This is a genomic window from Vibrio harveyi NBRC 15634 = ATCC 14126 = KCTC 12724, assembly GCF_001591145.1.
GTDB lineage: Bacteria > Pseudomonadota > Gammaproteobacteria > Enterobacterales > Vibrionaceae > Vibrio > Vibrio harveyi.
Map to the genome: position 1 here is coordinate 31597 of NZ_BCUF01000039.1, position 22721 is coordinate 54317.

The following is a 22721-nucleotide window of genomic DNA, read 5'->3' on the forward strand; positions in this document are numbered from 1 at the left end:
AAGGGTAAATTACATGCTTGTTAAGCTATGAAAATTAATGCACGGTTTTATTGTCTGAAGTTGCCTGCGTATACAGTTCGGTAATTTCAGGTTCGTCGAACGTGTATGACGTGCCGCAGTAATCACAATGTAAAGAAATTGATCCTTCTTCGGCTAAAATGTCATAAATTTCAGTTTTATCAACAGTAATGATCGCTGCACCGCTACGCTCACGAGAACAACCACAGTGGAATTCCACCGGTTGCGGTTCGTATAGGCGAACAGAATCTTGGTTGTATAGACGGTAAAGCAGTTCATTTGCAGGTAGTGTGAACAGCTCTTCGTTTTTCACTGTCGCAGTCAGTTGCTCTAGGTGCTCAAAGTCTTCAGGTGTACCTGTACCATCTGGCATTACCTGAATCATCATACCTGCTGCGTGCTTTTTGCCCTCATGTTCACCAGTGCGGATCCAAAGACGTGTTTTTAGCTGTTCTGAGTTTGCGAAGTAACCTTCGATAACGTCAGCTAGCGTTTCACCTTCTAGACCAACCACGCCTTGGTAGCGTTCGCCTTTTTTAGGTTCGATGGTGATCACCAGGTAGCCTTTACCCATCATGTCGTGCAGGCTTGCGTCTTCAGCAATGTCGCCTTCCCAACGTGCAACGCCGCGGATCTTCTGATCGTGGTCGCCGTTAATGACAGCTAGTGATACAGGACCATCACCTTGTAGTTGGATAGTGATTGAGCCTTCGAACTTCAAAGTTGCAGTTAAAAGAGTGGTTGAAACGAGTAGCTCACCCAACAGTTTTTGCAGTGCTGCCGGATATTCCTTGCTGGAGATAATACGTTGGTATGCTTCATCCAATTGAACCAACTCGCCACGTACTGAAAGATCTTCGAATAGGTAGCGGTTTAAAACATTATTTGCCATGGAGTGCTTTCCTCGTCGGTAATTCCGGCTTTTATTGGTGTTTGAACTTGATGATGTCGCGGCGCTGCTTCTTATCTGGGCGGCGTTCCGGACTTGGGTTGTGGGCGTTGAGTTTGCGCTGCATCGCATGCTCTTCACGTTGGCTGATGCTTGATTCAGTCTCGCGATATAGCGTTTGAGCGATAGGTGCGCCTCGGCGTTGATCAGAGATTTTCTCGATGATCACCGTCTTCTCTTCGTTACCTTGACGAAGGCGAATCTCAGCACCCAATTCAACGATTTTACTTGGTTTGCTTCGTTGCCCATTATAGTGGACTTTACCGCCATCGACCATATTACGAGCGATAGAGCGGGTTTTATAGAATCTGGCAGCCCACAGCCATTTATCTAGCCTTACGGCTTCATTTACGGAACTCATAGAACTCTGTGCAATCTAATCACTGCATTAATGGCGCAGTGACTGGTGGATTATTCACCTACAGATGGTGCCAAGGCTGTTTTTTTTCAAGGGAGTTGGCAAAAACGGCATAAGAAAAAGGTATGAAAAGGAACTTGTGATATAGTTCACTGCTCTTTGTTGAGTAGTAATTTTATTGCAATTTTAGCAAGATAGGGTCGACATTCTTTGACTTATACTTAAGGTCGACGGACGTAAGAATAAAGGAATCAATTCAGTGAAGCGTTTAGAGCTAAGTGCAGGATTAGCAAGCAGCCCGCTACTGGCTCAGATTAAGTCCAACAATCACACCATTCAAGCGAAACTTAGTGTGCTTCTTACTTGTCTATTTATAGCAATGACGGGTTGGATACTTGGCAAAGTGGTGTGGCTAGCAATGCCTCAAACTTCTGATGTGGCTCAATGGAAGCCGTCAGCAAGTGCTGTTGCGTCAACGAATAAAAAAGACGCGATTGATTTTAACGCCCTCCAAAATGCCAATTTGTTCGGGAAGTACACTGAGCAAAAGCCGGTCGTAATAGAACAACCTGTCGTGCAAGATGCGCCTAAAACCCGCTTAAACCTAACACTTGTTGGTGCAGTTGCGAGCAGCAACGCAAAAACGAGTTTGGCGGTTATTGCCAATCGAGGTAAGCAAGCGACATATGGTATTGGCGAAGAAATTGACGGCACACGAGCAGAATTAAAAGCGGTATTGGTCGATCGCGTGATCATTGACAACCAAGGTCGAGACGAAACCTTGATGCTACAAGGCATCGAGTACAGCAAACTGTCTGAAAGTCGACCGGTTAATCAACCCAAAGCTCAAAAAGCAAATAACTCATCCGCAGTGAATGAAAAGGTTGATCAAATCCGCGCGGAAATTGCTAAAGATCCGCAAAGCGTATTCAAGTACATCAACATTTCTCCGGTTAAGAAAGACGGAGGGATTGTCGGCTATCGCGTTTCACCAGGACGTGATGCGGCACTGTTTAATGATGTCGGTCTAAAAGCTGGTGATATTGCGGTGCAATTAAACGGGATCGATTTAAGTGATCCATCATCTTCAGTAGAACTGATGCAAGTGATGAACGATCCGCAAGAATTGAATTTGACTGTTGAGCGTGATGGTCAACAGTACGACATCTATATCCAATTGTAATACTTAGGCAACCAGCGTAAGTTCAGGGAGACATACGTGAAACATTGGTTTAGCAAAAGTGCTTGGTTACTAGCAGGTACACTACTCTGCGCACCGGGTGCGATGGCGAACGAGTTTAGTGCTAGCTTCAAAGGCACAGACATTCAAGAATTCATCAACATTGTTGGTCGTAACCTAGAGAAGACCATCATCGTTGACCCATCGGTACGCGGCAAAATCGACGTACGCAGCTACGACGTTCTTAACGAAAAGCAATACTATAGCTTCTTCCTTAACGTTCTTGAGGTGTATGGCTATGCTGTTGTGGAAATGGACAACGGCGTACTAAAAGTCATCAAGGCGAAAGATTCAAAAACCTCTGCGATTCCAGTTTTGGGCGATGACAGTGCGCAAGGCGACAGCGTGATTACACGTGTGGTAGCGGTGCGTAACGTATCGGTTCGTGAATTATCGCCGCTACTGCGTCAACTTATCGATAATGCGGGCGCGGGTAACGTCGTGCACTATGACCCTGCTAACATCATTTTGATCACAGGTCGTGCTGCGGTGGTTAACCGCCTTGCTGAAATCATCAAGCGTGTTGACCAAGCGGGTGACAAAGAGATCGAAGTGGTTGAGCTGCGTAATGCATCTGCTTCTGAAATGGTTCGTATCGTTGATGCCCTGAACAAAACGACGAACCAAAAAAGCACACCTGAATTCCTAGAACCAAAAATCGTAGCGGATGAGCGTACCAACTCAATCCTGATTTCTGGTGACCCAAAAGTACGTGCTCGTCTGAAGCGTTTGATTCGTCAACTTGATGTCGAAATGGCGACTAAAGGTAACAACCGCGTGGTGTACCTCAAGTACGCTAAAGCAGAAGACCTAGTTGATGTACTAAAAGGTGTTTCTGATAACCTACAGGCTGAGAAACAAGCGGGTCAAAAAGGTGGTTCATCTTCTGCAAAACGTGGTGAAGTGGTGATTGCAGCTCATGAGGCAACTAACTCGCTCGTACTGACAGCTCCGCCAGATATCATGATGGCACTGCAGGACGTGATTTCTCAGTTGGATATCCGTCGTGCGCAAGTATTGATTGAAGCGCTAATCGTTGAAATGTCGGAAGGTGATGGTATTAATCTTGGCGTTCAATGGGGCTCGTTGGAAACGGGGGCGGTTATCCAATACGGCAACACTGGTGCACCGATTGGTCAGGTGATGGTTGGTCTGGAAGAAGCGAAAGATACGACTGAAAAGAAACCGATTCGTGACTCAGATACTGGTGCGATTAAGTACTACGAAGAAACGACAGTGAAAGGTGACTATTCGACCCTAGCATCCGCTCTTGGTGGTGTTAATGGTGCGGCAATGAGCATCATGATGGGTGACTGGACTGCACTGATTACGGCAGTGTCATCGGACTCAAACTCAAACATTCTGTCCTCTCCAAGCATTACTGTAATGGATAACGGTGAAGCGTCATTCATTGTTGGTGAGGAAGTGCCAGTAATTACTGGTTCTACTGCTGGTTCAAACAATGACAATCCATTCCAAACGGTCGATCGTAAGGAAGTGGGTATCAAACTCAAAGTGGTTCCTCAGATCAACGAAGGTGACTCTGTTCAACTGAACATTGAACAAGAAGTTTCTAACGTGCTAGGTGCAAATGGTGCTGTTGACGTGCGTTTTGCTAAGCGCCAATTGAACACTTCAGTAATGATTCAAGACGGTCAAATGCTGGTTCTTGGTGGTCTAGTTGATGAGCGTGCGCTTGAAAGTGAATCTAAAGTGCCACTGCTGGGCGATATTCCAGTGCTTGGTCATCTGTTTAAATCAACCAGCACACAAACTGAGAAGCGTAACTTGATGGTGTTCATCAAGCCGACCATTATCCGTGATGGTATGACGGCTGATGGTATTACGCAGCGTAAGTACAACTTCATCCGTGCTGAGCAGCTATACAAAGCACAAGAAGGTTTGAAACTGATGGATGATTCAAACATTCCAGTGATGCCTGAATTTGGTCAGGAACGTAAGCACCCTGCTGAAATCCAAGCCTTCATCGATCAGATGGTAAAGAATAATGGTTGATATGTTAGACACTGCGCCAAGTATGCGCCGTCTGCCATTCAGTTTTGCCAACCGCTTTAAACTGGTATTGGAGACGGAGCACCCTGAGCGCCCTCCAATTCTGTATTACGTAGAGCCGCTCAATCCTGCGGCTCTCGTTGAAGTACGCCGAGTTCTAAAACAAAACTTTATCCCTCAAGCGATGGATAAAGAAGCGTTCGACAAAAAGCTCACTGAAGCTTATCAGCGAGACTCTTCTGAAGCTCGTCAGTTGATGGAAGACATTGGTGCAGACAGTGATGACTTTTTCTCTTTAGCGGAAGAATTGCCGCACGATGAAGACTTGTTGGAGTCTGAAGATGATGCACCAATCATCAAGTTGATTAACGCCATGCTTGGTGAAGCGATCAAAGAAGGGGCGTCGGATATCCATATCGAGACGTTTGAGAAAACCCTTTCGATTCGTTTCCGTGTTGATGGTGTATTGCGTGAAGTCTTAACCCCAAGCCGTAAGCTCGCTCCTTTGCTGGTTTCTCGTGTGAAGGTAATGGCGAAGCTTGATATTGCAGAAAAACGTGTACCTCAAGATGGTCGTATTTCGCTGCGTATTGGTGGTCGTGCAGTAGACGTGCGTGTATCGACCATGCCTTCATCACATGGTGAACGTGTCGTAATGCGTCTGTTGGATAAGAACGCGACTCGTCTTGATCTACACAGCTTAGGTATGACGCCGTCTGTGCATGATAACTTCCGTCATTTGATTGGTCGTCCTCATGGCATCATATTGGTGACCGGTCCGACAGGCTCGGGTAAGTCGACCACCTTGTATGCTGGCTTACAAGAGATCAACAGCAACGAGCGCAACATTCTTACCGTTGAAGACCCGATTGAATTTGATATCGATGGCATCGGTCAAACGCAAGTGAACCCGAAGGTCGACATGACGTTTGCGCGTGGTTTGCGTGCGATTCTTCGTCAAGACCCAGACGTCGTGATGGTCGGTGAGATCCGTGACTTAGAAACCGCACAGATTGCTGTACAAGCGTCTTTGACTGGTCACTTAGTAATGTCAACGCTACACACCAATACCGCAGTTGGCGCAATCACGCGTCTGCGCGATATGGGTATCGAACCATTCCTGATTTCTTCTTCGCTATTGGGCGTGCTAGCTCAGCGCCTAGTTCGTACACTTTGTTCTGACTGTAAAGAACCATACGAAGCGGATAAAGAACAGAAGAAGCTGTTTGGTTTAGAAGAACACGAATCATTGACTTTGCATCGTGCTAAAGGTTGTGAAGTGTGTAACCAGAAAGGTTACCGTGGACGTACTGGTATTCATGAACTGCTGATGGTGGATGAGAAGGTTCAAGAGCTGATCCACAGTGAAGCGGGTGAGCAAGAAATTGAGAAAGCCGTACGTGCACACACACCAAGTATTCGTAGTGATGGTTTAAGTAAGGTTCACCGTGGTATCACTTCTCTTGAAGAAGTCATGCGAGTGACCAAGGAAGCGTAATGGCAGCATTTGAATACAAAGCGCTGGATGCGAGAGGCAAACAAAAGAAAGGCACTATTGAAGGGGATAACGCCCGTCAGGTGCGCCAACGCCTAAAAGAGCAGGGCATGATCCCTGTTGAGGTGATGGAAGCCAAAGCGAAAGCCGCTAAGTCTTCAGGTGGTTCGGTTGGCTTCAAACGTGGTATCAAAACCGCAGAACTTGCCTTGATTACGCGTCAGCTATCAACGCTTGTACAATCTGGTATGCCCTTGGAAGAGTGTTTAAAAGCTGTTTCTGAGCAAGCTGAAAAGCCGCGTATTCGTTCGATGATCGCAGCAGTGCGCTCAAAAGTGACTGAGGGTTATCCGCTGGCAGACAGTTTGGGTGATTACCCACATGTGTTTGATGAGCTATTTCGTTCTATGGTGGCTGCTGGTGAAAAATCCGGTCACTTAGATGCGGTATTGGAGCGATTAGCGGAATACGTAGAAAACCGCCAGAAGATGCGTAATAAACTGCTTCAAGCCATGATTTACCCTGTGGTACTTGTGGTGTTTGCGGTGGGTATCGTGTCGTTACTGCTTTCTTCAGTGGTGCCGAAAATCATCGAACCAATCATTCAAATGGGGCAAGAGCTACCACAGTCGACGCAAGTATTGTTGTCAGCCAGTGAATTTGTCCAAGAATGGGGTTTAATCATCTTTGTTGTGTTGGTGGTGTTTTTCTATGGCTTGAAGCTCGCACTGCAAAGACCCAACTTCCGTTTAGCATGGGACAGAAAAATCCTCAGTCTGCCTTTGCTAGGTAAAATCTCTCGAGGTCTTAATACGTCTCGATTTGCACGCACGTTATCGATTTGTACTTCAAGTGCGATTCCTATTCTTGAAGGTATGCGCGTCGCGGTGGACGTTATGTCAAACCGATACGTGAAACAACAGGTCTTAGTGGCGGCTGACAACGTACGTGAAGGTGCAAGTCTGCGCAAAGCGTTGGATCAAACTCGCTTGTTTCCACCAATGATGTTGCACATGATTTCTAGTGGTGAGCAGAGTGGTGAACTAGAGAGCATGCTAACCCGTGCGGCTGACAACCAAGACCAAAACTTTGAATCTACAGTGAATATCGCTTTGGGGATTTTCACTCCAGTGTTAATTGCACTGATGGCTGGTCTCGTTCTTTTCATCGTAATGGCGACATTGATGCCAATGTTGGAAATGAATAACTTGATGAGCGGATAAAATTCGAGTTAAGTCGTGTCTATTGATGGCACGGCTTGAATCTAACTTTCGGAGAAAATAATGAAATTTAAGCGCAGTAAGCAACAAGGCTTCACTCTATTAGAAGTAATGGTTGTTGTTGTTATTCTAGGTATTTTGGCGAGTGTTGTTGTTCCTAACCTACTAGGTAACAAAGAAAAAGCAGACCAACAAAAGGCGATCACAGACATCGTGGCATTGGAAAACGCGTTGGACATGTACAAGCTGGATAACAGCGTTTACCCAACGACAGACCAAGGTCTAGATGCATTGGTGAATAAGCCTTCTAACCCAGAGCCACGTAACTACCGTGACGGTGGTTACATCAAGCGTCTACCATCTGACCCATGGGGCAACGAGTACCAGTACCTAAGCCCTGGTGACAATGGCACGATTGATATCTTTACTCTAGGCGCTGATGGTCAAGAAGGTGGCGAAGGTCCGGCTGCAGATATCGGCAACTGGAACATGCAAGATTTCCAATAAGCCCTCGCTTAAACCAGCACTAATGAAAAAAATGCAAAAACACCTCGGTTTTACATTGATAGAAATTCTATTGGTGCTGGTTTTGTTATCCCTTACCGCTGTCGCGGTGATCGCAACTTTGCCTACCAGTCAAAAAGACCTTTCCAAACAATACGCGCACAGTTTTTTTCAGCGCTTACAACTGCTTAATGAAGAAGCAGTACTAAGTGGCAAAGATTTTGGTTTGCGTGTTGATGACGTTAAATCTACCTACACTTTGTTGAGCTTGACCCAAGATGGCTGGCAACCACTGGAATTAAAGCAGATCCCAAGTGAAACCAAGCTTGAGGGGGATATTTCTCTGCAGTTGGATTTAGGTGGTGGTGCGTGGGATAAAGACGATCGACTGTTCGAACCTGGCTCCTTGTTTGATGAAGACATGTTTGCCGAGGAAGAGGACAAAAAGAAAGTGAAGCCACCTCAAGTGTTCATTTTCTCTAGTGCAGAGATTACGCCTTTCACCCTATCATTCTTCCCTGAAGAGGGAGATGCATTTAACGATGGCTGGCGGATCATTGGTAAAGAGACTGGCGAGATAGAGTTATTAGCGCCAGGAGAAGAAGCAGAAGACGATGACAATACGAAATTCTAAGCCAAATCGTATTGGCACATCGCACTGCAATACTCGAGGTATGACATTACTTGAGGTGTTAGTCGCACTTGCGATTTTTGCCACAGCCGCGATCAGTGTGATCCGCTCTGTGAGCCAACACATCAATACGGTCAGTTATTTAGAAGAAAAAATGTTTGCAGCTATGGTTGTGGATAACCAAATGGCGAATGTGATGCTCTCAACGGAAAAGCTTAAAGCAAAGAACGGTACTGAAGAGCTAGCAGGGCGCACTTGGTATTGGAAAATCACACCCGTTGCCACCACGCAGCCATTGCTGAAAGCATTTGATGTCAGTGTCGCGACTGAGAAAAACGCGAGCCCAGTGGTTACGGTGAGAAGTTATGTTGCGCAGTAAGATTCAACGTATCAACAAACACCGCAAACGCAATCAACGTGGTTTTACTTTGATTGAAGTACTGGTGTCGATTGCCATTTTTGCCAGCATGAGTGTTGCTGCTTACCAAGTCGTGTCACAAGTGCAGCGCAGCAATGTGTTGTCCCAAGAGCGTACTCAGCGCCTTAATGAGCTGCAACGTGCGATGGTGATGATGGATAACGATTTTCGCCAAATGGCAATGCGTCAGATGCGTACCAATGGCGAAGAACCATCAAAGCAACTACTGTTTTGGTCAGATTATCTGCTTGATTCAGATGCAAAAGGCGTGATGTTTGCTCGTCTAGGTTGGCACAACCCACAACAGCAATTTCCACGTGGTGAAGTCACGAAAGTGGGCTATCGCATTAAAGATGAAGTGCTGCAACGTGTGTGGTGGCGATACCCAGATACGCCAACAGGGCAAGAAGGGATCGTGACGCCTTTACTCACTCAGGTCGAAGAATTCGATATGCGCTTTTATGATGGAAAGTCATGGAAGAAAGAATGGGCAAGTATCAGTGAGTTACCTAAAGCGGTATCGGTTATTTTGAAGCTAAAAGACTATGGTGAGATCACTCGCACCTATCTGACGCCGGATGGAAAACTTGCGTCAAGTAGCCAAGATAACTCTGGCGGTAGCAACTCGTCTGGGGGTAACAACTCCTCTGGAGGTAATAATGGCTAGTCGTCAACGTGGGGTCGCGCTCCTTATCGTTTTGATGCTACTTGCCATCATGACGACAGTCGCCGCAAGTATGTCAGAGCGACTGTTTTTGCAGTTTCAACGCGCTTCAAACCAGATTAATTATCAGCAGGCGTATTGGTACAGCTTAGGGGTAGAGGCTCTAGCCGAAATTGGTATTGAGCAAAGTTACAAAGACAGCGATACCATTAATTTAAGTCAGCCGTGGGCGATCAAAGAGCAGGTTTATCCGCTCGACTATGGTCAAGCCGCTGGTCGTATTATCGATAAACAGGCGTGCTTTAACTTGAACGTATTGGCAAGTGTCCAACCTAATGGCGCGCAAGCAACTCGTCCATACTTAGTGCAAGTCTTTCAACGTTTGATGGAAGAAATGGACGTTGAACCTTACCAAGCTGAAGTGATTGCCGATTCAACATGGGAATATGTTGATAGTGATAGCACAGTGCGTTCTACGACAGGTGTGGAAGACAGCACCTATGAAGCGATGAAACCCCAATACTTGCCACCAAATGGTTGGATGGCGGATGCGAGTGAGTTACGCGCGGTTTACCAAGTGAGTGGCGATATCTATCAGAAGATAGCCCCAATGGTTTGTGCGCTCCCAAGCGATGATTGGCGTTTGAACGTAAATACAATTGACGTTGAACAAGCACCGATCTTAGTTGCGATGTTTACGCCCGGCTTGAGTAGCAGCGATGCGGTGCAACTGATAGAAAAGCGTCCTTTTGATGGTTGGGATAGCGTTGATGAATTTTTAGCTGAGTCGGAATTAGCTGGCTTAAGTGGTGATGTAAAGAAAAATGCCAAAGGTTATTTGGGAGTAGACAGTTCCTTCTTTGAACTGGATGCACAGGTGTTGGTGGATGAATCCCGAGTACGTATTCGAAGCCTTTTGCAAAGTACAAATAGAGAAACGGTGACTGTCGTTCGCCGTCGTTTTGGAGGAATCAGTGAGCGAGTTTCTGACCGTTCGGCTGAGTAGCGAACAACAAAGTACCATTCCATGGTTGGTGTGGTCGACACAACAGCAAGAAGTGATTGCCAGTGGTGAAATTGCCGGATGGGAACATCTGGACGAACTGGTAGCCTATGCTGATCAGCGCCAAATTGTTGCGCTGTTAGCCAGTAATGATGTTGTGTTAACAGAAGTAGATATCCCACCAGGCGCATCGCGTCAGTTTGACAGCATGCTGCCATATCTGGTGGAAGACGAAGTCGCGCAAGACGTGGACAACCTGCATTTCACAGTATTAAACAAGCAAGCAGAAACAGCACAAGTGTGTGCAGTGGAGCGAGCTTGGATTCAGACCATTTTGCAGCGTTTCTCCAGCCAAGGTCTTGTGATCAAGCGTATGTTGCCTGATGTTTTGGCAATGCCTGCGAATGATGAAAACAGTTCGGCTGCAATGCTAGGCGACCAATGGTTAATTCGTCATTCTGACACTCAAGGAGCCGTGGTGGATGCATCCTGGCTCGATCTGTATTTATCCGCTTACCTTCAAAGTCATGAAGGTTGGAAGCTTGATTGCTACAGCTCTGTACCAGAATCAACGGTGCCAGATATCTGGGTAGCAAAACCAGAAGAAATGACCATGGCACTGCTGGCGAAAGGGGTTGCAGAGAGCAAAATCAATCTCCTTACTGGCGCTTTTAAACCGAAATCCTCGTGGGGCAAGTACGTTAAGGTGTGGCAGAAAACGGCGATTGCCGCTGGTGTGTTGTTGGTAGTACTTGTTGGTCAACAATTGTTGATGGTTCATAAATACGAAGCGCAAGCACAAGCGTATCGCGAAGAAAGTGAACGTATTTTCCGTCAAATATTCCCGAATAAGCGTCGTATCCCGACGGTCAGCTACTTGAAGCGTCAAATGACCGATGAAGAACGCCGTTTATCTGGTGGTTCGAGTGATGTGGCGATGCTGTCTTGGATCGCGGCACTGCCAACGACTCTGGGACAGGTGAATGATCTGCAAATCACCAGTTTTAAATATGACGGTCAACGTGGCGAAGTTCGTATTCAAGCGAGCAGCTCTGACTTCCAGCCATTTGAACAAGCACGTGTGAAACTGGCGGAGAAGTTTAACGTCGAACAAGGTCAACTGAACCGCAACGGCAACGTTGTGATGGGCAGTTTTGTGTTGAAGCGTCAGTGAGGTGATGATGAAGAATTTAATCGCACAAGCTCAAGCTTGGTGGAGCAGCATCTCGCAACGTGAGCAACGTCTGGTGATGGGCGGTAGCATTATTGCTGTCCTTGGCATCATTTACTGGGGCCTTTTACAGCCAATGAATCAACGAGCTGAATTAGCTCAGTCTCGAATTCAAAGTGAGAAACAACTGCTAACTTGGGTACAAGATAAAGCCGATGATATTACCGCACTACGTAAAAGTGGCGGTGTTAGCTTTTCCAATCAACCATTGAACCAAGTGGTGTCTTCATCTGCGCGCCGCTACAAAGTTGAACTGATCCGTGTACAACCGCGTAATGATAGCGTTCAGGTGTGGATCAAGCCTCTGGCATTCAATCAGATGGTGGATTGGTTGCGTTATCTAAAAGAACAACAAGGGATTGAGGTGGAATTCCTAGACATCGACCGTACTGAGCAAGCAGGTATGATCGACGTAAACCGCCTGCAATTTAAGCGAGGTTAAGGTGAAAAAAGCTGTTCTTTACGTTGTTATTTTTATTGCCTTTTTCTCGACTAGTTTAATTGCTGGTTTGCCAATCTCTTGGGTACTACAACAAGTGCCTATGGTGCGAGGTTTAGATATTCAAGGTGCGCAAGGCACGGTTTGGCAAGGTAGCGCATCCAATGTGCGTTGGCAGCGTCAAAACTTGGGAGAATTGAACTGGGACTTCCAACTGTCGGGGCTATTTACCGGTAAAGCCGAGTTTGCGGTACGTTTTGGTCGCGGTAGCGATATGGACGTTCGTGGACGAGGTTTGGTTGGCTACAGCCTTACCAGTGGTCCGTATGCTGAAAACTTAGTCGCATCTATTCCTGCGGCAAAAGTGGTTGAACAGGCACGCCTTCCAGTTCCTGTTGGGGTGGAAGGGCAACTTGAACTGAACATCCGACATGCGACATACGCAGCACCTTGGTGTAAGACTGCGGAAGGCACGTTAGTTTGGAGTGCTAGTGGTATTCAAAGCCCGCTAGGTAGCCTTGAACTTGGGCCTGTCATTGCCGATTTGAACTGCAAAGACAGCGTATTATCAGCGTCTGGCGAACAGAAGAGTCAACAAGTATCAGCGGCGTTTTCCGCTGAGCTCATGCCAAATCAGCGTTACTCAACGAAAGCTTGGTTTAAACCAGGAGCGGAGTTCCCATCGGGTATGAGCGACCAACTAAAATGGCTGGGTAACCCTAACTCGCAAGGTCAATACGAGTTTGATTACAAAGGGCGTTTCTAGCCAAATCTGTCATTCAGAACATTATCAAAGAGCTGCCAGTGTGCAGCTCTTTTTGCTTTTGGATCATGGTAGGCCAAATACTCCTAACGCTGTACAAAAGGCAAAAAGAAAGGCCACGAAGTGAATTCGTGACCTTCTTTCTCATTGATATAGTCAGGTTGAGTGGCGATCAATCTTTGTGTTGTAGAATCTCATTCCAAGGCAAATCAGCATCGCCAAGTACGATAAAGTTTGGGTTCTCCAACGTCTCACGCTCATTGTAAGATAGCGGTTCAAGTTGCGTACTGAGAATTCGTCCGCCCGCTTCTTCTACAATGCATTGTGTAGCAGCGGTATCCCACTCGCCAGTTGGACCTAGACGTAAATAACAGTCCACTGCACCTTCAGCAACAAGGCACGCTTTGAGTGCGGCAGAGCCAAGTGGAATCAAATCGTAATTCCAAGCGCTACTCATGCGGCTCGTGATGCGGTTAATGTCTTGACGACGGCTGATCGCGATAGCAATGTTTTGTCCAGGTTGCTCATGTTTATGAGTGTGGATTTTTACACTTTCAGACATGTCTGGAATCTTCCACGCGCCCTTACCGTTGTATGCATAATACGTAACACCAGAAACCGGACCGTAGACTACGCCCATGGTGGGTTTGTTGTTGTCGATAAGCGCAATAATGGTTGCAAAGTCGCCACTGCGTGCGATGAACTCTTGTGTGCCATCAAGTGGGTCGACTAACCAGTAGCGTTCCCATTGTGCACGCTGCTCTAAGCTGATATCTGCAGCTTCTTCAGAAAGCACCGGGATATCTGGCGTCAACTCACTTAAACGCTCGGTGATCAGCTTGTGCGCCGCGATATCTGCGCTGGTGACTGGGGTCTCGTCACTTTTAGTGTATGCTTCGTACTGCTTTTTCTCGTAAATATCGAGAATCAATTGTCCTGCGCTGCGAGCAATTTCGATGACTTGCGGAAGCAGGTGAGATAAATCTTTTGTCATTGGCATAAGTAATGGTCCTTTCTCACGATTATGGTCCAGCTCTTCGGCTGTGATTAATTTTGTTTGTGAGTGGTGTTTTGTAAGTGTTTCAGTGCCAACATCAACGCTGTGATGCTTCGTGCTTCACAAAAATCTAAGTGCGTTAATAGTTCTTCCGCTTGCGCTAATGGCCAGCGAACGATTTCTAATGGTTCTGGCTCATCACCTTCTTGTTTCTCTGGGTATAGGTTTTGTCCCAAGAACAGCGTCATTTTGCTCGAGAAGTAAGAAGGCGCAAGGATCACTTGTTTTAAGGGGGTTAGCTCATGAGAACCAAAACCAATTTCTTCTTTTAACTCTCGATCTGCTGCTTCTATCGGTGTTTCTCCAGGGTCGATAAGACCTTTCGGAAAGCCGAGTTCGTAGCGTTCTGTGCCCGCCGCGTATTCACGTACTAGCAGTAAGTCACCTTGCTCAGTGATAGGCACTACCATCACGGCATCGCGACCACTTGGTTTCATGCGCTCGTAAGTACGCAGTTCACCATTAGAGAAGCGAAGGTCGAGGGCTTCCACTGCAAACAGCTTAGATTGTGCGACCGTCTGACAAGAGAGTATCTCTGGTGGGGTCCTTTTCGACATAGCGCTGGCTCCTTAGTGTCGTTTACTCAGCGAGAGAAATGAGATTTCTTAATATATGAGAAGAAAGCTCGAGTTTCTAGCGTGATGATTCAGCTTAACTCAATTGAAAACAAAAATGGGAGGCAAACGCCTCCCATTTCTCGTCGATATGCATCGCTAACAAGCCATGAACGACTTAGTAGTAAGAGTGATCACCACGATCGTGCTCTGTTGCATCGCGAACTGCCGTCAGTTCACCAACGAATTGGTTTAGAAGTTCTTTTTCAATGCCTTCTTTTAGCGTTACATCGACCATTGAACAGCCGTTACAACCGCCGCCGAATGCTACGATTGCGATGCCATCGTCTGTGATTTCAACTAGATTTACGTGACCACCGTGACCTGCAAGTTGTGGGTTCACTTGAGTTTGGATTACGTACTCAACACGTTCTACAAGTGGAGCGTCGTCTGCCACTTTACGCATTTTTGCGTTTGGCGCTTTTAGTGTTAGCTGAGAACCCATTTTGTCTGTCACAAAGTCGATTTCAGCGTCTTCTAGAAACGGTAGGCTTAGCTCGTCAACGTAAGCTGAAAAACCGCTGTAAGGGATTTCAGTGTCAGTACCTTCAATGGCTTCTGGTGGGCAGTAAGACACGCCACACTCTGCGTTTTGTGTTCCTGGGTTCACGACGAAAATACGAATGTTTGTGCCTTCAGGCTGTTGACCTAAAAGGTTGGCGAAATGCGTTTGCGCAGTTTCTGTAATAGTAATATTTGACACGACGAATACCTGAGTAATTTTGTAGGCTATTGCTGCTATTCTACTCCTGTTGACGCCTCGGTCTAGTCTTTTTGATGCTAAGACATGGCGAAGCGATCTAGATTGAGCCGGGGGCAGGAGTTCTGCAGATGCAGTAAATATCGATGCTTTCTACGCCAACTTCAAGTAGTAAATGACATAATTGTCGGACCGTACTACCTGTTGTAACCACATCATCCACAATCGCGACGTGGGAAAAGTCCACCTCACCTTGTAGGGCAAATGCCCCTTGCAGATTTTGCTCGCGACTGGCTTTTTTGTTTCCTCGCTGCGACTGAGCGCTTTTGACACGTTTAAATATCTTGCTTTCATATCGCACATCTAAATGGCGGGCGAGGTGTTTGGTTAAGATATGGCTCTGATTGAAGCCTCGTTTTATGTAGCGCTGCCAGTGAACGGGCACACTGGTGATGACGGGGGCAGGCTGCTCAATTCGTTCTGCTAATAGTTGAGTAAGCGTACTCACCTGCCATGCCTCGCCGTGATCTTTAAAGCGCTGTACTTGTTGAGAGAGCGGAAAGTCATAGTCACCTAAGGTATACAAACGCCGCCATGGTGGTGGCTCTTTCAAGCATTCTCCGCACTCTGCGGAGGATTGTGATTCCTCTTCTGTCATTTTTAAACCACAACGTGAGCAGCGTTTGATTGGTGTGAGGTGGTCAAAACAGCTGTCACACCAACGCATTAGGTTGGGTGTTTGGCGGTGAGGTATGGGAAATCGGCATAATCCGCATTGGCTACTGAGTACGCGATGCATGATGTTTTGCCATTGATGAGATAACATACAATCCATCCAAGGTGAGCGAGCCATCAGACTAAAGCTTGGATTGCGTTGTAAGGAATAAGATAAGTGGGAGAGAACGAGAGCATGAGCACGAATTTACACTGGCAGTCATTTGGTCAAGGACCAGATTTGGTGTTGCTTCATGGTTGGGGTATGAATGGTGCGGTATGGCAGCAGACCGTCGAGTCTCTTCAACCTTATTTCCGAGTGCATGTGGTCGATCTTCCGGGATACGGACACAGCGCAGAATCTCACGCTGAAGATTTAGCAAAAATCGCTGACCTTGTTTTGCAAGACGCACCAGAGAAAGCAGTTTGGCTTGGCTGGTCATTAGGTGGCTTGGTGGCAACCCACATTGCACTTAATGCTCCGCAGCGTGTGAGCAAATTAATCACGGTAGCAAGTTCACCAAAATTTGCTGCTGAGCGTCCTTGGCGTGGTATTCAACCTAACGTGTTAACCGCATTCACCGATCAATTGCTGGAAGACTTCTCTGTCACTATTGAACGTTTTATGGCGCTGCAAGCGATGGGCAGCCCGTCTGCGCGCAAAGACGTTAAACAACTCAAACAAGCGGTGCTATCGCGTCCGCAGCCGAACCCTGATTCGTTGTTGGTTGGTTTGAACATTCTTGCCGATGTGGATCTGCGCGATGCGCTGACTTCCCTTTCTATGCCGATGCTGCGCCTTTATGGTCGACTTGATGGCTTAGTGCCAATCAAAGTGGCAAGTGACTTAAGCGAGCAGTTGCCAAGCACTCAGCAATTTGTTTTCAATCAATCCTCTCATGCGCCGTTCATGACCGAACATGAAGCGTTTTGTCTCCAAGTGAGAGAATTTGCCGCTTAACGGTTAGACCTGCACATCTAAACGAATAAAACTCCTAAAGCTGATTAAAAATTGGTCGATATAAGTTTTAGCGAACTCTTCTTGTGGGAGGAGTTTGCTGTATTGACGAGTTGGGCGACTCTGAGGAGGGTTCGCAATGATTGTGTCACCGGCTAACGTTAGCGTGCCACTGATCGCCCCATCCGTTAATGTGCAGACGGAACAAGCTGCTCGTGACAATAAAGTCCGAGAACCTGTGACGCCAACAGTCGCACTGGCGAAAACCAATGCGGAGCGCAAAGTAAAAAGTGATGAGAAACGGCGACGCCAATCCTCGTGGGACCCATCGGAGCATCCTGACTACGAAGTGGAACCCGAGGTGGATACCCGTTATCACGAAGAACCGAAAGACACGCTAGAACGTCTTTTCGGTTTGCTAGCGCTCAAGAGTTACAGCGAAGATCAGGGTAAGGGCTACGCGATACGCTTTCGATTACCTAAGCGCATTTTGGATGCTGCGGTCAAAGAGGGATTGATGGAAAAGCGCAGGAAGGTGATTAAGTTTCATTATGGTCACTCGGTCGTGCCCCATACACCGTCAGAAGTGATAGCAGTATTATGACGACTCAATATCCTACTCAAATAAAAACGCTCCGAGCAGATTACCTGACCGGAGCGTTTCTTTTTAGCTATGAAAACGAGCTAGCGGTGAAGCCTAGGCGAGATTACTTTTTCGCTTTAGCAAACGCTGCTGCAAAAGCACCGCCCATCGCGCTGTTAGATGACGAGTCATCACGGCGAGGCTGACGACGTTGCGGTTGGTCATTACGACGCGGTGCTGCTGATGAGCGTTGGCTGCGGTTGTCTTGACCCGGCTCGTCGTTCATACGCATCGATAAACCAATACGCTTGCGCTGCACGTCCACTTCCATCACTTTTACTTTAACGATGTCGCCCGCCTTCACCACTTCACGTGGATCAGACACAAAGCGGTCTGTCAGTGCAGAGATATGTACGAGACCGTCTTGGTGAACGCCGATATCAACGAAGGCACCGAAGTTGGCTACGTTAGACACCACGCCTTCTAGAATCATGCCTGGTTCCAAGTCAGATACCGAGTTTACGCCTTCTGCAAACGTCGCCGTTTTGAATTCTGGACGCGGGTCACGACCCGGCTTATCTAGCTCTTTGATGATGTCTGTAATGGTTGGCACACCGAAGTTATCGTCGGTGTAATCGACCGCATGCAGACCTTTTAGGAAGCTTGAATCACCAATCAGTGCTTTGATGTCTTTGTTGTTCTTCTCAGAGATCGCTTTTACCACTGGGTACGCTTCTGGGTGAACCGCAGACGCATCAAGAGGGTTCTTACCATCCATAATACGTAGGAAACCTGCACACTGCTCGAACGCCTTAGGACCCAAGCGAGGCACTTTCTTCAAGGTCGTACGTGCTTCGAAACGACCGTTTTCATCACGGAAGTCGACAATGTTCTGCGCGATGGTGCTCGACAAGCCCGCTACGCGCGTCAGTAGCGCTGCAGAAGCGGTATTCACGTCTACGCCGACCGCGTTTACACAGTCTTCCACAATCGCATCTAGGCGTTTTGCCAGCATAGATTGGCTAACATCATGCTGGTACTGACCCACGCCAATTGATTTAGGATCGATTTTCACTAGCTCAGCCAGTGGGTCTTGCAGGCGACGGGCAATCGACACCGCACCACGCAGAGACACGTCCATATTTGGGAATTCTTTTGCTGCAAGCTCAGACGCTGAGTAAACCGATGCACCCGCTTCACTCACGATGATTTTCTGAACTTTCAGGTTGCCACGTTTGATGACGTCTGCGACAAAGCTGTCGGTTTCACGTGAAGCCGTGCCGTTGCCGATCGCAATTAAATCCACATTGTACTTGCGTACCAACTGATCAACGATTTGTGCTGATTTGTCGTATTGCTTTTGTGGTGGGTGAGGGTAGATGGTTTCGGTTGCAAGCACCTTACCAGTCGGATCGACAATAGCGATCTTCGAGCCTGTACGCAGACCCGGATCGAGACCAAGTGTTGCGCGAGGACCTGCCGGTGCTGCCATCAACAAGTCTTTTAGGTTAGTGGCAAATACTTCAATCGCTTCGATTTCTGCGCGCTCTTTCATTGCGCCCATTAGCTCGGTTTCCATGTGCATCGATACTTTGATGCGCCATGCCCAGCTGATCACTTGCTTACGCCACGTATCCGCAGGTGCGCTGCTAAGTGTCACGCCGTAGTGGTCAGCGATAATCGTTTCGCAGTAAGACTGACGCGCGCCTTCTTCCTGTTCTGGATCGGCATTCATTGCCAATGTCAGGAAGCCTTCGTTACGACCACGTAGCATTGCCAGTGCGCGGTGCGATGGTACTTTGCTTAATGGTTCGTTGTGGTTGAAGTAATCTTTAAACTTCTCACCTTCTTGCTCTTTGCCTTCAACGACGCGAGCACCCATTTCCGCATTGCGGTTTAGGTGACCACGGATTTTCTCCAGTAGGTTTGCGTCTTCCGCGATGCGTTCCATGATGATTGCGCGAGCGCCATCCAGTGCGGCTTTGGTGTCTGCCACGCCTTTGTCTGCATCAAGGTATTTGCTTGCTTCGCTTTCTGGCTCAGTTTGCGGATGATTCCAAAGCAGGTCTGCAAGTGGCTCAAGACCCGCTTCAATCGCGATCTGACCTTTGGTGCGACGCTTTGGTTTGTAAGGTAAGTACAAGTCTTCAAGACGAGTTTTGCTGTCTGCCTGAGTGATCTCTTGTTCTAGCTCTGGTGTAAGTTTGCCTTGTTCTTGGATCGACTTCAGGATGGTTTGACGACGATCGTCAAGCTCACGAAGGTAAGACAGACGGCTGTCTAGAGTACGCAGTTGGGTATCATCAAGTCCGCCTGTTACCTCTTTACGGTAACGTGCAATAAATGGGACCGTGTTACCGTCATCGATAAGGGTTACAGCAGCGTTGACTTGCTCAGGGCGAACATTCAGCTCTTGAGCAATCATGCGACAGATAGCTTGGCTCATCCGTGTATTCTCTTTAATTCTGTTTAGGTATTGGTTGTTTATAGAACATTGGGGTCATTCATGGAATTTGCAATGTTTTAAACTAGTCACGCGAAAATTTACCGAGCGCTGGTGGACATCAGTCAGATTTGTGTCAAAACTGTAAGTAAATTGAGAACTTATACATTTGGTTATCGACTAACCCTGTACCTTAGCTCATACGGAAAATAATGATGAAGAAAATGTCTTTGGCTTTGGCGCTCTCTGGTGCCTTATTGGCGACGCCGCTCGCTTGGTCGCAAACACTTTCCGCGACCACTCAAAATCCGATTTACCAACTTGATGATAAAGTCGTATTGGGGCGAGTAGAGAGTGTTTACTACAGCGAAATTCCTGAGCTAAGCGATGTGCCTTTTATCGGTAAGATTGATACCGGTGCAGATACCACCTCAATGCACGCAGAAAACATCCACGTTAGCAGTAGTAATCCTGAATACAAGAGCCTTAAAGATGACAAGCTGATGTGGGCCATCATTGATGATCTTGGCGGCACCAAAGCCAAATGGGATGCCGATAGCTTCGAGCCGTATCAAGTCACCGTGAGCTTCACTATTCATCATCCGTACACAGGTAAAGAAATTAAGATCACTGATGATCTTGAACGCATCAGTGCGATCCGTAGTCGTACCAGTGAAAAACCAATTTTACGTCCGACAGTGAAAATGCCGATGACCATTGCAGGGCACACTGTAGACACCGTGGTCAACCTGACCAAGCGCACTCAATTCTCAGCACCTATCTTGATTGGTAAGACTTACCTCGATAACAACGCGTGGGTGTTTGCTGGTTACGATTACCTGCAAGAGCAACAAAAGGCGCAGATGATCGGCAAGAAAGAAACGGTGGAAGTGGAGGGGGTGCCATACAAGGTAAGCATTTCGACCACCAGTCGTTACACCAACGTACATGCGCTGAACATCAAAGTCGATAAGAAGAAAAAACAAGTTTCTTTCACCCTTGAAGGCGAAAACGGTAAGCGTCACCCAATGACATTGCCACTCGTGCGTATGTTGAAAACCAGCAAGAGTGAGCGCCCTTTGGTTTACCTTCCGGTGCAAGTGAGCGAAACCGAGACGCAACAATGGCTGGTATACCTGCGTGATCGCAGCGGCTTCAGCTCACAAATTCGTCTGGGCAAAGACGTGGCAAGCCAGCACTTCGTGATCGATACCGACAAAGAGAACTTGCTCGGTGGTGTTGAAAAGTCATTTAAGAATGCTCTGAAATCTAAGCCATTGGTTATCTCACCAGAAGAGTCAGTCAACATTGATGGTCATGTACTGCCTGCGTATCCAACTTTCGCGGTGAAAACGCCGCTGTTGCGTGTCGATGGCTTTGAATTGACAGAAAAAGACAAGAAAGAAGTGGTGACCTTCTACCTGCCAAGCGCGAACGGCAAGGAAGAGAAAATCACTAAACGCGTATTGAAGAAGCTCAAAGTGGGAGATTCGGTTCGCCCAGTCGTCGAAGGTGACTTCCTGTTTGGTGATGAAGAGAAGAGTATCGAATTTGCCATTGATGTACTGGAGAAAGACGATCAAGCACAGCCGTTCTTTGTCTTTGGGCATAACATGGCGAAAGGCGGCGTATTGCTAAATACACGTGCAGACCACTTACTAGATGCGCGCCCGTTGTTTAGAGCGGGCCACATTGAGGTGGCGGAAGTGGAAGGCATGTCTTTCCCTGTGAAATTGGATACGGGCGCGGATGTGAGCTCAATTAATGCTCATAACATCAAGCAGTTCGAGAAAGATGGTAAAGACATGGTGAGCTTCACCTACGAGAACGACAGCGGCATGAAGAAAGAATTTACCAAGCCCGTTGTCGACGTGATGCGCATCAAAGCCAAGAAAGGTGAGAAAGCCAACGTACGCCCTGTGGTGGAAATGCACGTTAAGCTGGGTGAACTGGAGAAGAAGATTCGCGTTAACTTGCAAGATCGTAGCCGCTTCCATTACAGCATGATTCTGGGTAAGAACTTCTTGAAGCACGGTGCGATCGTTGCCAGCGATACCAACTACATTGTGACCGAGAAGCCAGACTACGAAGAGTAATCCTCAAGATTGGTACCTTAAAACGCAAAAGCCGCACTAAAAAGTGCGGCTTTCTTTTATCCGGTTGCAGAATCAATGTTGTTCGGCTTGGTAGCGAATGCTGTTGATAAACCATTCTTTGTAGCCTTCCGGCGTTCTTACTGCGAATTCGTCATCGACTTCTTTTTTTAGTAGTGCGCGAGCCATTGGGGAATCAATCGAGATATAGCCTTTCGCATCACCATAGATTTCATCAGGACCAACGATGCGGAAATTCTTCACATCGCCCGCTTCATTCTCAATTTCCACCCAAGCACCAAAGAACACTTTGCCTTCTTGCTGAGGTGAGTAATCCACCACTTTGACTTGCTCTAGGCGCTTACGTAAGTATCTGACACGACGGTCAATTTCACGCAGGCGTTTTTTGTTGTACTGATAATCTGCGTTTTCGCTTCGGTCGCCCAAACTTGCTGCCCAAGTAACTTTTTTGGTGACTTCTGGGCGTTCTTCTCGCCATAAAAAGTCGAGTTCGGTTTTTAGGCGATTGTAGCCTTCACGGGTAATTAAATTGGTTTTCATTAGAAGTAAATCAGCCGTTATTGGATTCTGTTGATCATATACCCAAGTAACC

General features: G+C 47.2%; 23 protein-coding genes. 15 read left to right on the forward strand and 8 right to left on the reverse strand.

All coding sequences use genetic code 11. The features are described 5' to 3' along the window. Positions 1-34: 34 nt before the first annotated feature. Positions 35-910, reverse strand: a complete 876-nt coding sequence (hslO, locus tag VHA02S_RS18385; protein WP_005448509.1) for an Hsp33 family molecular chaperone HslO — start codon at positions 908-910, stop codon at positions 35-37. A gap of 31 nt (positions 911-941) precedes the next feature. After that, a complete protein-coding gene (gene hslR, locus VHA02S_RS18390; RefSeq protein WP_005448506.1) occupies positions 942-1328 on the reverse strand; it encodes a ribosome-associated heat shock protein Hsp15 in 387 nt (128 codons plus the stop codon). Between the two features lie 256 nt (positions 1329-1584). Between hslR and gspC the strand changes: the two genes are divergently transcribed. From gspC to VHA02S_RS18450, 12 genes are read left to right on the forward strand one after another with little or no spacing between them, the layout of a single operon-like run. Next, positions 1585-2508 carry a type II secretion system protein GspC gene (gene gspC, locus VHA02S_RS18395; protein ID WP_038897936.1) on the forward strand — a complete coding sequence of 308 codons (924 nt, stop codon included), beginning with the start codon at positions 1585-1587 and terminating at the stop codon, positions 2506-2508. 36 nt (positions 2509-2544) lie between these two features. Next, positions 2545-4581 (forward strand): type II secretion system secretin GspD, encoded by a 2037-nt coding sequence (gene gspD, locus VHA02S_RS18400; protein ID WP_009698982.1) that lies wholly within the window; start codon positions 2545-2547, stop codon positions 4579-4581. After that, positions 4574-6076 carry a type II secretion system ATPase GspE gene (gene gspE / locus VHA02S_RS18405; RefSeq protein WP_005448500.1) on the forward strand — a complete coding sequence of 501 codons (1503 nt, stop codon included), beginning with the start codon at positions 4574-4576 and terminating at the stop codon, positions 6074-6076. Before gspD ends, gspE begins: the two co-directional genes overlap by 8 nt. Beyond that, positions 6076-7296, forward strand: coding sequence for a type II secretion system inner membrane protein GspF (gene gspF / locus VHA02S_RS18410; RefSeq protein WP_038897937.1), 1221 nt, complete (start codon positions 6076-6078; stop codon positions 7294-7296). Before gspE ends, gspF begins: the two co-directional genes overlap by 1 nt. Positions 7297-7356: 60 nt before the next feature. Next, the gene (gspG, locus tag VHA02S_RS18415; protein ID WP_005434493.1) at positions 7357-7800 is read left to right on the forward strand and encodes a type II secretion system major pseudopilin GspG; all 444 of its coding nucleotides are present in this window, start codon (positions 7357-7359) and stop codon (positions 7798-7800) included. Between the two features lie 31 nt (positions 7801-7831). After that, positions 7832-8431 carry a prepilin-type N-terminal cleavage/methylation domain-containing protein gene (locus VHA02S_RS18420; protein WP_038897938.1) on the forward strand — a complete coding sequence of 200 codons (600 nt, stop codon included), beginning with the start codon at positions 7832-7834 and terminating at the stop codon, positions 8429-8431. Beyond that, positions 8412-8807, forward strand: a complete 396-nt coding sequence (gene gspI, locus VHA02S_RS18425; RefSeq protein ID WP_017189958.1) for a type II secretion system minor pseudopilin GspI — start codon at positions 8412-8414, stop codon at positions 8805-8807. The genes VHA02S_RS18420 and gspI overlap by 20 nt, the downstream gene beginning before the upstream one ends. Next, the gene (gspJ, locus tag VHA02S_RS18430; RefSeq protein WP_038897940.1) at positions 8794-9513 is read left to right on the forward strand and encodes a type II secretion system minor pseudopilin GspJ; all 720 of its coding nucleotides are present in this window, start codon (positions 8794-8796) and stop codon (positions 9511-9513) included. Before gspI ends, gspJ begins: the two co-directional genes overlap by 14 nt. Next, the gene (gene gspK, locus VHA02S_RS18435; RefSeq protein WP_005448494.1) at positions 9506-10516 is read left to right on the forward strand and encodes a type II secretion system minor pseudopilin GspK; all 1011 of its coding nucleotides are present in this window, start codon (positions 9506-9508) and stop codon (positions 10514-10516) included. Before gspJ ends, gspK begins: the two co-directional genes overlap by 8 nt. After that, the gene (gene gspL, locus VHA02S_RS18440) at positions 10485-11687 is read left to right on the forward strand and encodes a type II secretion system protein GspL (protein WP_038897941.1); all 1203 of its coding nucleotides are present in this window, start codon (positions 10485-10487) and stop codon (positions 11685-11687) included. Before gspK ends, gspL begins: the two co-directional genes overlap by 32 nt. A gap of 7 nt (positions 11688-11694) precedes the next feature. Beyond that, the gene (locus VHA02S_RS18445) at positions 11695-12186 is read left to right on the forward strand and encodes a type II secretion system protein M (RefSeq protein ID WP_005448492.1); all 492 of its coding nucleotides are present in this window, start codon (positions 11695-11697) and stop codon (positions 12184-12186) included. A 1-nt stretch (position 12187) separates the two neighbouring features. Further along, positions 12188-12949 carry a type II secretion system protein N gene (locus tag VHA02S_RS18450; protein WP_005448490.1) on the forward strand — a complete coding sequence of 254 codons (762 nt, stop codon included), beginning with the start codon at positions 12188-12190 and terminating at the stop codon, positions 12947-12949. 169 nt (positions 12950-13118) lie between these two features. Here VHA02S_RS18450 and cysQ read toward each other — a convergent pair whose 3' ends face one another. The 4 genes from cysQ to VHA02S_RS18470 all read right to left on the reverse strand — a co-directional run bounded on the left by cysQ (position 13119) and on the right by VHA02S_RS18470 (position 16143). Then, the gene (gene cysQ, locus VHA02S_RS18455; protein WP_005448488.1) at positions 13119-13946 is read right to left on the reverse strand and encodes a 3'(2'),5'-bisphosphate nucleotidase CysQ; all 828 of its coding nucleotides are present in this window, start codon (positions 13944-13946) and stop codon (positions 13119-13121) included. A gap of 47 nt (positions 13947-13993) precedes the next feature. Continuing rightward, positions 13994-14560: an ADP compounds hydrolase NudE gene (gene nudE / locus VHA02S_RS18460; RefSeq protein ID WP_009698975.1), complete on the reverse strand. Its 567-nt coding sequence runs from the start codon at positions 14558-14560 to the stop codon at positions 13994-13996. A gap of 175 nt (positions 14561-14735) precedes the next feature. Continuing rightward, on the reverse strand, positions 14736-15320 hold the full coding sequence (nfuA, locus tag VHA02S_RS18465) for a Fe-S biogenesis protein NfuA (RefSeq protein WP_005448480.1): 585 nt from the start codon (positions 15318-15320) through the stop codon (positions 14736-14738). A gap of 97 nt (positions 15321-15417) precedes the next feature. Continuing rightward, positions 15418-16143, reverse strand: coding sequence for a ComF family protein (locus VHA02S_RS18470; RefSeq protein ID WP_033007443.1), 726 nt, complete (start codon positions 16141-16143; stop codon positions 15418-15420). Positions 16144-16227: 84 nt separating this feature from the next. Here VHA02S_RS18470 and bioH point away from each other — a divergent pair, with 84 nt between their 5' ends. Both bioH and VHA02S_RS18480 read left to right on the forward strand, forming a co-directional pair. Then, positions 16228-16992 carry a pimeloyl-ACP methyl ester esterase BioH gene (gene bioH, locus VHA02S_RS18475; protein ID WP_005448476.1) on the forward strand — a complete coding sequence of 255 codons (765 nt, stop codon included), beginning with the start codon at positions 16228-16230 and terminating at the stop codon, positions 16990-16992. Positions 16993-17128: 136 nt separating this feature from the next. Further along, positions 17129-17593: a hypothetical protein gene (locus tag VHA02S_RS18480; protein ID WP_038897701.1), complete on the forward strand. Its 465-nt coding sequence runs from the start codon at positions 17129-17131 to the stop codon at positions 17591-17593. 103 nt (positions 17594-17696) lie between these two features. Here VHA02S_RS18480 and VHA02S_RS18485 read toward each other — a convergent pair whose 3' ends face one another. Then, positions 17697-20018, reverse strand: coding sequence for a Tex family protein (locus VHA02S_RS18485; RefSeq protein WP_038897702.1), 2322 nt, complete (start codon positions 20016-20018; stop codon positions 17697-17699). Positions 20019-20227: 209 nt separating this feature from the next. Here VHA02S_RS18485 and VHA02S_RS18490 point away from each other — a divergent pair, with 209 nt between their 5' ends. Continuing rightward, complete coding sequence (locus tag VHA02S_RS18490) at positions 20228-22111, forward strand: putative ATP-dependent zinc protease (protein WP_009698971.1); 1884 nt, start codon at positions 20228-20230, stop codon at positions 22109-22111. Positions 22112-22183: 72 nt separating this feature from the next. Here the strand turns inward: VHA02S_RS18490 and greB are convergent, their stop codons facing one another. Beyond that, positions 22184-22669, reverse strand: a complete 486-nt coding sequence (gene greB / locus VHA02S_RS18495; protein ID WP_009698970.1) for a transcription elongation factor GreB — start codon at positions 22667-22669, stop codon at positions 22184-22186. Positions 22670-22721 lie beyond the last annotated feature (52 nt).

What these genes read in the sequence shown, in the direction of transcription:
- hslO (WP_005448509.1), bottom strand. Translation starts at nt 910, where the DNA reads ATGGCAAATAATGTTTTAAACCGCTACCTATTCGAAGATCTTTCAGTA.
- hslR (WP_005448506.1), bottom strand. Translation starts at nt 1,328, where the DNA reads ATGAGTTCCGTAAATGAAGCCGTAAGGCTAGATAAATGGCTGTGGGCT.
- gspE (WP_005448500.1), top strand. Translation starts at nt 4,574, where the DNA reads ATGGTTGATATGTTAGACACTGCGCCAAGTATGCGCCGTCTGCCATTC.
- gspF (WP_038897937.1), top strand. Translation starts at nt 6,076, where the DNA reads ATGGCAGCATTTGAATACAAAGCGCTGGATGCGAGAGGCAAACAAAAG.
- gspG (WP_005434493.1), top strand. Translation starts at nt 7,357, where the DNA reads ATGAAATTTAAGCGCAGTAAGCAACAAGGCTTCACTCTATTAGAAGTA.
- VHA02S_RS18420 (WP_038897938.1), top strand. Translation starts at nt 7,832, where the DNA reads ATGCAAAAACACCTCGGTTTTACATTGATAGAAATTCTATTGGTGCTG.
- gspI (WP_017189958.1), top strand. Translation starts at nt 8,412, where the DNA reads ATGACAATACGAAATTCTAAGCCAAATCGTATTGGCACATCGCACTGC.
- gspJ (WP_038897940.1), top strand. Translation starts at nt 8,794, where the DNA reads ATGTTGCGCAGTAAGATTCAACGTATCAACAAACACCGCAAACGCAAT.
- gspK (WP_005448494.1), top strand. Translation starts at nt 9,506, where the DNA reads ATGGCTAGTCGTCAACGTGGGGTCGCGCTCCTTATCGTTTTGATGCTA.
- VHA02S_RS18445 (WP_005448492.1), top strand. Translation starts at nt 11,695, where the DNA reads ATGAAGAATTTAATCGCACAAGCTCAAGCTTGGTGGAGCAGCATCTCG.
- cysQ (WP_005448488.1), bottom strand. Translation starts at nt 13,946, where the DNA reads ATGCCAATGACAAAAGATTTATCTCACCTGCTTCCGCAAGTCATCGAA.
- nudE (WP_009698975.1), bottom strand. Translation starts at nt 14,560, where the DNA reads ATGTCGAAAAGGACCCCACCAGAGATACTCTCTTGTCAGACGGTCGCA.
- VHA02S_RS18470 (WP_033007443.1), bottom strand. Translation starts at nt 16,143, where the DNA reads ATGTTATCTCATCAATGGCAAAACATCATGCATCGCGTACTCAGTAGC.
- bioH (WP_005448476.1), top strand. Translation starts at nt 16,228, where the DNA reads ATGAGCACGAATTTACACTGGCAGTCATTTGGTCAAGGACCAGATTTG.
- VHA02S_RS18480 (WP_038897701.1), top strand. Translation starts at nt 17,129, where the DNA reads ATGATTGTGTCACCGGCTAACGTTAGCGTGCCACTGATCGCCCCATCC.
- VHA02S_RS18485 (WP_038897702.1), bottom strand. Translation starts at nt 20,018, where the DNA reads ATGAGCCAAGCTATCTGTCGCATGATTGCTCAAGAGCTGAATGTTCGC.
- VHA02S_RS18490 (WP_009698971.1), top strand. Translation starts at nt 20,228, where the DNA reads ATGATGAAGAAAATGTCTTTGGCTTTGGCGCTCTCTGGTGCCTTATTG.
- greB (WP_009698970.1), bottom strand. Translation starts at nt 22,669, where the DNA reads ATGAAAACCAATTTAATTACCCGTGAAGGCTACAATCGCCTAAAAACC.